Annotated in this window: 11 protein-coding genes; 4 read left to right on the forward strand and 7 right to left on the reverse strand. The window is 65.0% G+C overall.

Annotated elements, in window-relative coordinates:
• Nucleotides 1-5 precede the first annotated feature (5 nt).
• Nucleotides 6-863 carry a hypothetical protein gene (locus VFA16_RS07555; RefSeq protein WP_324967226.1) on the forward strand — a complete coding sequence of 286 codons (858 nt, stop codon included), beginning with the start codon at nt 6-8 and terminating at the stop codon, nt 861-863.
• Nucleotides 864-945: 82 nt separating this feature from the next.
• Here the strand turns inward: VFA16_RS07555 and trmD are convergent, their stop codons facing one another.
• The 5 genes from trmD to VFA16_RS07580 all read right to left on the reverse strand — a co-directional run bounded on the left by trmD (nt 946) and on the right by VFA16_RS07580 (nt 3,556).
• Complete coding sequence (trmD, locus tag VFA16_RS07560; RefSeq protein ID WP_324967217.1) at nt 946-1,623, reverse strand: tRNA (guanosine(37)-N1)-methyltransferase TrmD; 678 nt, start codon at nt 1,621-1,623, stop codon at nt 946-948.
• Nucleotides 1,623-2,141: a ribosome maturation factor RimM gene (gene rimM / locus VFA16_RS07565; RefSeq protein WP_324967218.1), complete on the reverse strand. Its 519-nt coding sequence runs from the start codon at nt 2,139-2,141 to the stop codon at nt 1,623-1,625. Before rimM ends, trmD begins: the two co-directional genes overlap by 1 nt.
• Nucleotides 2,142-2,157: 16 nt before the next feature.
• Complete coding sequence (locus VFA16_RS07570; RefSeq protein WP_029114920.1) at nt 2,158-2,400, reverse strand: RNA-binding protein; 243 nt, start codon at nt 2,398-2,400, stop codon at nt 2,158-2,160.
• Nucleotides 2,401-2,408: 8 nt separating this feature from the next.
• Nucleotides 2,409-2,954, reverse strand: coding sequence for a 30S ribosomal protein S16 (rpsP, locus tag VFA16_RS07575; RefSeq protein ID WP_324967219.1), 546 nt, complete (start codon nt 2,952-2,954; stop codon nt 2,409-2,411).
• Between the two features lie 182 nt (nt 2,955-3,136).
• A complete protein-coding gene (locus VFA16_RS07580; protein WP_324967220.1) occupies nt 3,137-3,556 on the reverse strand; it encodes a nuclear transport factor 2 family protein in 420 nt (139 codons plus the stop codon).
• Nucleotides 3,557-3,604: 48 nt separating this feature from the next.
• Between VFA16_RS07580 and VFA16_RS07585 the strand changes: the two genes are divergently transcribed.
• The 3 genes from VFA16_RS07585 to VFA16_RS07595 all read left to right on the forward strand — a co-directional run bounded on the left by VFA16_RS07585 (nt 3,605) and on the right by VFA16_RS07595 (nt 5,566).
• Complete coding sequence (locus VFA16_RS07585; RefSeq protein WP_324967221.1) at nt 3,605-4,480, forward strand: D-alanyl-D-alanine carboxypeptidase family protein; 876 nt, start codon at nt 3,605-3,607, stop codon at nt 4,478-4,480.
• Nucleotides 4,481-4,700: 220 nt separating this feature from the next.
• Nucleotides 4,701-5,090 carry an STAS domain-containing protein gene (locus VFA16_RS07590; protein WP_324967223.1) on the forward strand — a complete coding sequence of 130 codons (390 nt, stop codon included), beginning with the start codon at nt 4,701-4,703 and terminating at the stop codon, nt 5,088-5,090.
• A gap of 29 nt (nt 5,091-5,119) precedes the next feature.
• Complete coding sequence (locus VFA16_RS07595) at nt 5,120-5,566, forward strand: ATP-binding protein (protein ID WP_324967227.1); 447 nt, start codon at nt 5,120-5,122, stop codon at nt 5,564-5,566.
• A 13-nt stretch (nt 5,567-5,579) separates the two neighbouring features.
• Here the strand turns inward: VFA16_RS07595 and VFA16_RS07600 are convergent, their stop codons facing one another.
• Both VFA16_RS07600 and VFA16_RS07605 read right to left on the reverse strand, forming a co-directional pair.
• Nucleotides 5,580-6,185: a TetR/AcrR family transcriptional regulator gene (locus tag VFA16_RS07600; protein WP_324967224.1), complete on the reverse strand. Its 606-nt coding sequence runs from the start codon at nt 6,183-6,185 to the stop codon at nt 5,580-5,582.
• A 1-nt stretch (nt 6,186) separates the two neighbouring features.
• Nucleotides 6,187-7,971: an amidohydrolase family protein gene (locus VFA16_RS07605; RefSeq protein ID WP_324967225.1), complete on the reverse strand. Its 1,785-nt coding sequence runs from the start codon at nt 7,969-7,971 to the stop codon at nt 6,187-6,189.
• Nucleotides 7,972-8,178 lie beyond the last annotated feature (207 nt).

Raw genomic sequence — 8,178 nt, forward strand, 5'->3', positions numbered from 1 at the left:
TGACGTTGGTGGCCGGCTGCGAGGCGAAGGTGTACGGCGCATCGCCCGGCAAGCCGTCACCGCGGCGCAGCACCCCGGTTGCACCGCTGGTCCAGTCGGTCGTCCCGCCTCAACTGGCACATGTTGGGCCGCTGGGCGGACTGCAAGCCCGGATCCAGCAGGCCAGCGAACAAGCCGCCGCCGACGGCGCCACCCTCTCAGTTGCGGTGCTCGACCGCGCCACCAACCAGCTGGTCGCCAGCGGCAATACCGAGGTCATCGCCACAGCATCGGTCGCCAAGCTGTTCATCGCCGACGAACTGTTGCTGCAAGAGTCCCAGGGCAGGACCACGCTATCCGCCGACGACCGCAGCTCATTGGACGCCATGCTGCAGTCATCCGACGACGACGCCGCGGAGAAATTCTGGAGCCAATCCGGCGGCGAGCAGGTCATCAGCCAGGTCGCGAGCCGCTATGGGCTCACCGCTACGCAACCGCCCAGCGACGGGCGCTGGTGGAACACCATCAGCTCGACAACCGACCTGGTTCGCTACTACCGGATGCTGCTCGACGGCGCCGGCGGCCTGCCGCCCGAGCGGGCCAAGATCATCGTCGACGACCTCGCCCGGTCGACGCCCACCGGAGTCGACGGCTACCCGCAGCGGTTCGGCATCCCCGACGGTCTGTATGCCGAACCGGTTGCCGTCAAGCAGGGCTGGATGTGCTGTATCGGCGAGGACTGGATGCACCTGTCGACCGGAGTGGTCGGCCCGGACAGCCGCTATGTCATGGTGGTCGAGTCGCTGCAGCCCTCTGACGATGTCACAGCGCGAGACACGATCACCAAAGCCGTCAAGACTATTTTCCCGGCCGGTCGCATCTGATCGCGCCGACCGTGCAGGTTATGGGCGTGGATTCGCCGAATTCTCGCCTATTAGCTGCACACTCGACGCAGCGCACCTGCCGCTAGTCGAGCAAATCCGGACGCCGTTCGCGGGTGCGCTGCAGCGAGGCCTGCTCGCGCCAGGCCGCGATGCGCGCGTGATCACCGGACAACAGCACCTCGGGCACGTCAAGACCACGCCAGCTCGGCGGGCGGGTATAGCTGGGCCCTTCCAGCAGGCCGCGGGAATGCGAGTCGTCTTGGTGCGACAGCGGATTGCCCAAGACATTGGGCAGTAGCCGCAGCACCGCCTCGATCATGACCAGCGCCGCCGACTCCCCGCCCGGCAACACATAGTCACCGATCGAAACCTCTTCGACCCTCATCCGGCGGGCAGCGTCATCGATGACCCGCTGGTCGATGCCCTCGTAGCGGCCGCAGGCGAAAACCAGGTGCGCCTCGCTGCTCCAGCGCTGCGCGGTAGCCTGGTCGAACAGCACACCCGCGGGCGTCGGCACAACGAGAAGCGTTTGACTCGAACAGATTTCATCGAGGGCTTCGCCCCAAACCGGCGCCTTCATCACCATTCCGGGACCGCCGCCGTAAGGAGTGTCGTCCACCGAACGGTGCACGTCGTGGGTCCAGCGCCGCAGGTCGTAGACATTCAGCTCGACCGTGCCCGATTCGATCGCCTTGCCGGTCAACGACTGTCGCAGCGGATCGAGGTACTCGGGGAAAATCGTCACAACGTCGATACGCACTAGGTTCCCAACTCCAGCAGGCCCTCGGGCGGGTCGATCTCGACAGTGCGAGAGTCCAGCGACACCGATGTCACTATCGCGCTGACGAACGGCACCAGCAGCTCGCCGGCATCGCCGCGGTTGATTGCCAGCAGTTCACCGGCGGCGGTGTGGAGCACTTCGGCCACGGTGCCGATATCCTGCCCCGTAATCGTGCGCACCCGAAGACCTTCCAGCTGATGGTCGTAGTACTCGTCCGGGTCGTCGATCGGCGGCAGGTCTGCGGAGTCGATCACCAGCAGGCTGCCGCGCAGCGCGTCGGCCGCATCCCGGTCGGCCACCCCGGCCAGCCGCACCAAAAGTCGCCCGCCGTGCGGCCGGGCCGCATCGACAACATAGCTGCGCTCATCGTCAGATCCCTTGGCGCGCAATACCGATCCTGGGGCGAACCGAGTGTCGGGCTCGTCGGTGCGTACTTCGACGACGACTTCGCCGGTGACGCCGTGCGCTTTCGCCACGCGCCCGACCACCAGGTCCATCAGCCTTGCGTTTCCGCTACTGGTCGGTGTCCACCACGTCGACGCGGATGCCGCGGCCGCCGATACCCGCGACCAGTGTGCGCAACGCGGTCGCGGTGCGTCCCCCGCGGCCGATCACCTTGCCGAGATCATCGGGGTGCACGTGCACTTCCACGGTCCGGCCGCGCCGATTGGTCACCATGTCGACCCGGACATCGTCGGGGTTGTCGACGATGCCGCGGACCAGATGCTCGACCGCGTCGACGACGACGGTGCTCATCGCGCCACTCAACTCTCGGTCGCCGCTTCGCTCTGTTCGGCGCCCGCGGCCGGCTGCTCCGCCTTCTCGTCCGTCACCGGCTCAGCGGCCTGCTCGGGGTCAGGAGCCTTGTCCGGCTCGGCCGTCTTGTCGGCCTCAGCGGCTTTCTTGGCCGCGGCTTTCTTGGCCGGGGCCTTTTTCTTCGGTGTCGCGGCCTCGGTGGCAGGCCCACCTTCGGCGGCGGCGAGCGCGGCGTTGAACAGCTCAAGCTTGCTCGGCTTCGGTGCCCGGGTCTTCAACTTGCCCTCGGCGCCCGGGATTCCTTTGAACTTCTGCCAGTCACCGGTGATCTTCAGCAGCTTCAAAACCGGCTCAGTGGGCTGAGCGCCCACGGACAGCCAGTACTGCGCACGCTCGGAGTTGATCTCGATGAGGCTCGGCTCTTCCTTGGGGTGGTAGCGGCCGATGATCTCGATGGCGCGGCCGTCGCGGCGGGTGCGTGAGTCGGCGACCGCGATGCGGTACTGGGGATTGCGGATCTTGCCAAGCCGGGTGAGCTTGATCTTTACAGCCATGGTTAAGCGGATTCTCCTGTGGGTGTCACGCTGCAATTCAGCGACCGTGGCGGGATGCCAGGGTCCGGTTTTGCCTCGCGTGTCTGTCTCGCCGGGCGACACCTAAAAAGGCAAGTCACGCGGCGGACAGCCGCCAATTGTGCCAGAGCAGTCCCGCCCCGTCGAAATCCAGTCACTGGGCGTCAGGGAGTCCGGTCGAAGCACTTGGCCTCGACGCGGCGGCTCATCCGCCAGCCCTGCGGCGTGCGCACGAACTCATCGTCGTACCACAGGCCCAGCAGCATGGTGTTGGGCTTTTCGCCGCCGAACACCATCGGGTTGAAACAGAAGGTCCGCGCCGTGGCGGTGTCGCCGTCGATGCGGATCGACGGCAACCCCAGCATGTGGGCGTAGTTGGCGAAGTTCGGCAAAACCTCGGCCAGCCACTTCTTGACCTCCGGGTAGCGGCCAACTATCCCGTCGAAAGCGCTGTAATCGATATAGGCATCGGGGGTGAACACTTCATCGAGGTCGTCGAATCGACGCGAGTCGATGGCGGTGGAGTAGTCGACCAGCAGCTGCTGGATCTCTAATCGGTCGGAGATTTCGGCCTGGCTCAACATGGGAATTGATTGAACACGATCCGGCACTGAAGGCTACGCTCAGCGACCATGCGAAAGCTTGTCTCCTGTTTCGCTGTCGCGTTCGCCGCCGTGGTCGGATGGCACGCGCCCACCGCTTCGGCCGACGCCAGTACTCAGCCGGTGGGGTCGGTGGCGATTCCCGACGGCCCGGCGCAGACCTGGATCGTCGCTGATCTCGACAGCGGGCAGGTGTTCGCCGCCCGCGACGAGAACGTGCGCCACCCGCCGGCGAGCACGATCAAAGTGCTGTTGGCGCTGGTGGCGTTGGACGAGCTGAACATGGACTCGACCGTCGTCGCCGATGCCGCCGACACCGAGGTGGAGTGCAGCTGCGTCGGCGTCAAACCGGGACACACCTACACCACGCGTCAGCTGCTCGACGGCCTGCTACTGGTGTCGGGCAACGATGCGGCCAACACGCTGGCCCACATGCTGGGCGGCCAGCAGGCCGCCGTGGCCAAGATGAACGCCAAGGCCGCCGCGTTGGGTGCGGCCAACACCCAGGCAGCCACTCCATCGGGTCTGGACGGGCCGGGCGGCTCCGGCTGGTCGACCGCGCATGACCTGGCCGCCATCTTCCGGGCAGCCATGGCCAATCCCCTCTTCGCCCAAATCACCGCGGAGCCGTCGGCGCCATTTCCCAGCGACAATGGTGAGCGCCAGATCGTCAACCAAGACGAGCTGCTGCAGCGATACCCGGGCGCGATCGGCGGCAAGACCGGATTCACCAACGCCGCCCGCAAGACGTTCGTCGGGGCCGCTGCCCGCAATGGACGCCGCCTGGTCATCGCCATGATGTACGGCCTGGTGCACGACGGCGGGCCCACCTACTGGGACCAGGCCGCCGGCCTACTCGACTGGGGATTTGCACAAGGCTCCCAGTCGGCCATCGGCGCGCTGTAGCCGATCGACGTCAACCACGCCGGGCCTGCCTTCTGCGGCCACAGGCGTGCTGGGCTAGTCTGGCCAATGCCGTTGCATGCACTTCTGCAGTAGCCGAATGCGGCTAGCCGGCATCGCGTCGACACGTCGACGCTCCCGTGGGTTGAGGCCAACAGCCCTTACTGAACCTTTCGCTGATTCACAGGCGCCGTAGGCGCGCGCAGGAACACGAGGACTCACCATGGCCAACCACCACAACGTTACTGCTGCCCCCCGCCCCGGCCAGAGCGATATCAACGTCGACGAAACGTGGGTTGATCGCCTGGCCGTCGTATCCGTGAGCGGCTGCGTCGACATGCTGACCGCTCCGTCCTTGGCGCAGGCAATCGACTCCGCGCTCGCCAAAGCCCCATCCGGCATCATCGTCGACCTGTCCAACGTCGACTTTCTTGCCTCCGCCGGTATCAGCGCCCTCGTCGCAGCCAGCGACAGCATCGGTCAGTCCCGTCGATTCGGCGTCGTTGCCGACGGAGCGGCCACCCACCGGCCGCTTACCCTGCTAGGACTCGACCAGATCATCGCGCTGTACCGCACTCTGGACGATGCGCTGAGCGGCCTCGTTGATGCATGACCGTTGCCCCGTATGGGTCGGCATGTCACATGAACCAGTCCAGTGAGCCAGCAATTCGCTGCGTCGAGGAGTCACCAAGGCTCCTGAGAGCGCACTTCGATGCTGACCCCGTCGCTGCGGCACAGATGCGAACCGAACTCAGAAATTGGCTTGCGCACCACTTCGCGCCCGACGACGAGCGGGTCAACGACGTGGTCTTAGCCGTCTACGAAGCCACCGCCAACGCCGTCGAGTTCGCGTATCTCGGCCGACCCGAGACGGGCAGCGTCGAGGTGTCCGCAACCCGCGAATCTGACCGCTTGTCCGTCACGGTAAGCGATGAGGGCAAGTGGCATTGGCCGACTGTGGATCCGGCGCCAGCTTCCCGGTTGCGGGGCCGCGGCATTCCGTTGATGAAGTCGCTCGCAGACCACGCGAAACTCCACACCTGGCATACCGGGACGCGGGTGCATTTGGTCTGGATGGGGCTGTCCTGAGACTCGGCTCAGCTCAATCGTCGCCCGGCACTTGGGCTATCGCGTCGAGTAGCGATACCAGAAGCGGTATCCGCTGCGCTTCGATGTCAGGTTGGGGCAGCACTGCTTGCACGATGGCCGCGCCGTCAAATGTGTTAGCGACCATGGCAACCACTGCGGGAAAAATGTCTTCCGGAAAGCTATCGGCGCCAGGCAGCGCCCGGGAGACGTCGTAGATCTTCGCGCTGTACTGCTCGAGGACGCTTTGCAAAGTCTTCTTCAGCTTTTCGTCAGTGCGCGCAGCGACCATCAGTTCGTACAACACCGCGTTCGTCGGATTACGGGTGAGGTCGCGAAGGATGGTCAGCACCGCCTCCAAAGGTGGCCTGTCGGCCGGTATTTCGGCGACCTGCTTGGTGAACAAGTCCAGCTGTCGCCGTGAGACCTCATTTGCCGTGGCCGCCATGAAGTCGCCCATGGTGGCGAAGTGACGAAACAGCGCGCCGTCGGATACCTTGGCGCGCTTGCTGATTACCGCAGCTGATGCTCGCGCGTACCCTATCTCGGCGATGGTTGCGATGCTGGCGTCGAGCAGTCGGGCGACGGTTTCGTCGCGGCGCTGCTGCTGAGTTCTCGCCATGTCAGACGTGTGCCCCTTGCTGCTGTTGGTGGGCCGCTGCGCGCAAGAACCGGCCGGACTTGATCGTCTTTCCGTAGCCGTCGCGGAACTGGCCGTGTCGGCACACCACCGCGCCGCCCACACCGGTAGCGACGACAGCTGCATCGTTGCGGTTGACCATGCGCCGCAAGCCCCCATAGAACTCAACCGGCTCTTCGTAGTAGCCGTCCACCGACTCGTCTAGACCAGCCGGATCGATGACCACAAAATCCGCGCGGTCGCCCCGGCGCAGCGTGCCGGCATCCAGCCCGAACCAGTCGGCCACTTCGGCCGTCAGCCGATACACCGCGCGCTCGACGCTGAGAAAAGGAGTGTCTGCGCGCTGCGCCTCTAGCACGCGCTTGAGCAGCCGCAGCGGATAGTTGTAAAACGCCATATTGCGCAGGTGCGCGCCCGCATCGGAGAAACCCATGTGGATACTGGGTTCTGCGGCAAGCTTGTTGAGCTGCTTGGGCCGATGATTGGCGACCGTGGTCGTCCACCGGACATTTCGCTCACCGTTTTCGACCAGCACGTCGAGGAACGCATCCAATGGATGCACGCCGCGCTCGTCGGCGATCGCCCCAAAGCTCTTGCCGATCAATGACTTATCAGGGCACTCGACAATCACCGCGTCATGGAAGTCGCGATGCCACAAGGCTGGTCCAAACTTTTTGCGGTCGAATTCGCGGCGGAATCCGCGCCGGTAATCGGTATCAGCGAGCAGCTTGTTGCGCTTGAGTTGGTCGCGCAGGTGCAATGCTGCGGTTCCTGCGCCGAACTCTTCGAAGACCGGCAAATCGATTCCATCGGAATACAGCTTGAACGGTACGGGCAGGTGCTGCAGCCGAATCTGCGAGCCCAGCACCGCGTTGAGCAGCCGCGTCCCTGGCCCGAAGGCATACACCGCCCCGGGCGCCGACTTCGTGTCCGCCGACACCAGAAGACTCATCCGCACAGGCTTACGGCGCCCCAACATGTGGCTGCTGGACAAGAAGAACAGCAGCGCCGATGACGGCTTGGCTACGTTGGGTGCGCTTTGCAGGATTCGGCCTCGACTGCGCAAAACCTCGATCAGCCTGCGCCGTTCCCGCCAGGTCGCGAATGTCGACGGCAGCGCACGCGACCGGTATCGGTCGCCGTCGAGTTTGTCGATGGCCGCATCCATCCCCGACATACCCAGTAGCCCTGCATCGAGCGCCTCGTCCAGCAACGCCGACATCCGCTCCAATTCGCTGTCGGTCGGCCGTGCATTGTCGTCGGTGGCCCGGCCCAGGCCGAGCACCGCAGTCCGCAGATCCGAATGGCCGATGAGCGAGCCGACGTTCGGCCCCAGCGGCAGGTCATCAAGTGCCGCAACGTATTCGGCGGCCGTCGACCAGGTCTTCTCGGCTTGCAGCGCGCCGAGCACGTACTCGCGTGGCACCGCCTCGACCCTGCTGAACAGATCGGCTGCGTCGGCCGCATCGGCGTAAATCGTTGACAGCGAACAGTTTCCCAGCAGCACGGTGGTGACGCCGTGGCGCACCGATTCACGCAATCCCGGGTCGAGCAGCACCTCGGCGTCGTAATGGGTGTGCACGTCGATGAAGCCCGGTACCACCCACTTGCCGGCCGCGTCGATCACTTCCGGGCAGCCCGTCTCATCCAGCGGTTCGGCTGATACCGCTGCGACCAGGCCGTCGCGGATTCCGAGCGTGCGCGGCTGCGGCGAACGGCCGGTGCCGTCGAACCACAAGCCGTCGCGAATGATCACGTCGTAGCTCACGGCGCCTCCCTGGGTGTGTCCAGCGAGCCTAACACGGTTAGTAAGTACTTACAATCTTTTTTGCCGGCGCGTCCGAGTGACTTGCTAGAAGGCCTTAGCGAGTCCGTGTTGTAGTCGGTGCGGTCGTGGTGATCGGTTGCGGGCTCGGTATGACGAGTCCCGGTGGCACGTCGTCGACGCGCCCGGCCACCGCAGGAATCACGATCT

The organism is Mycobacterium sp. (assembly GCF_035653355.1).
Lineage (GTDB): Bacteria > Actinomycetota > Actinomycetes > Mycobacteriales > Mycobacteriaceae > Mycobacterium.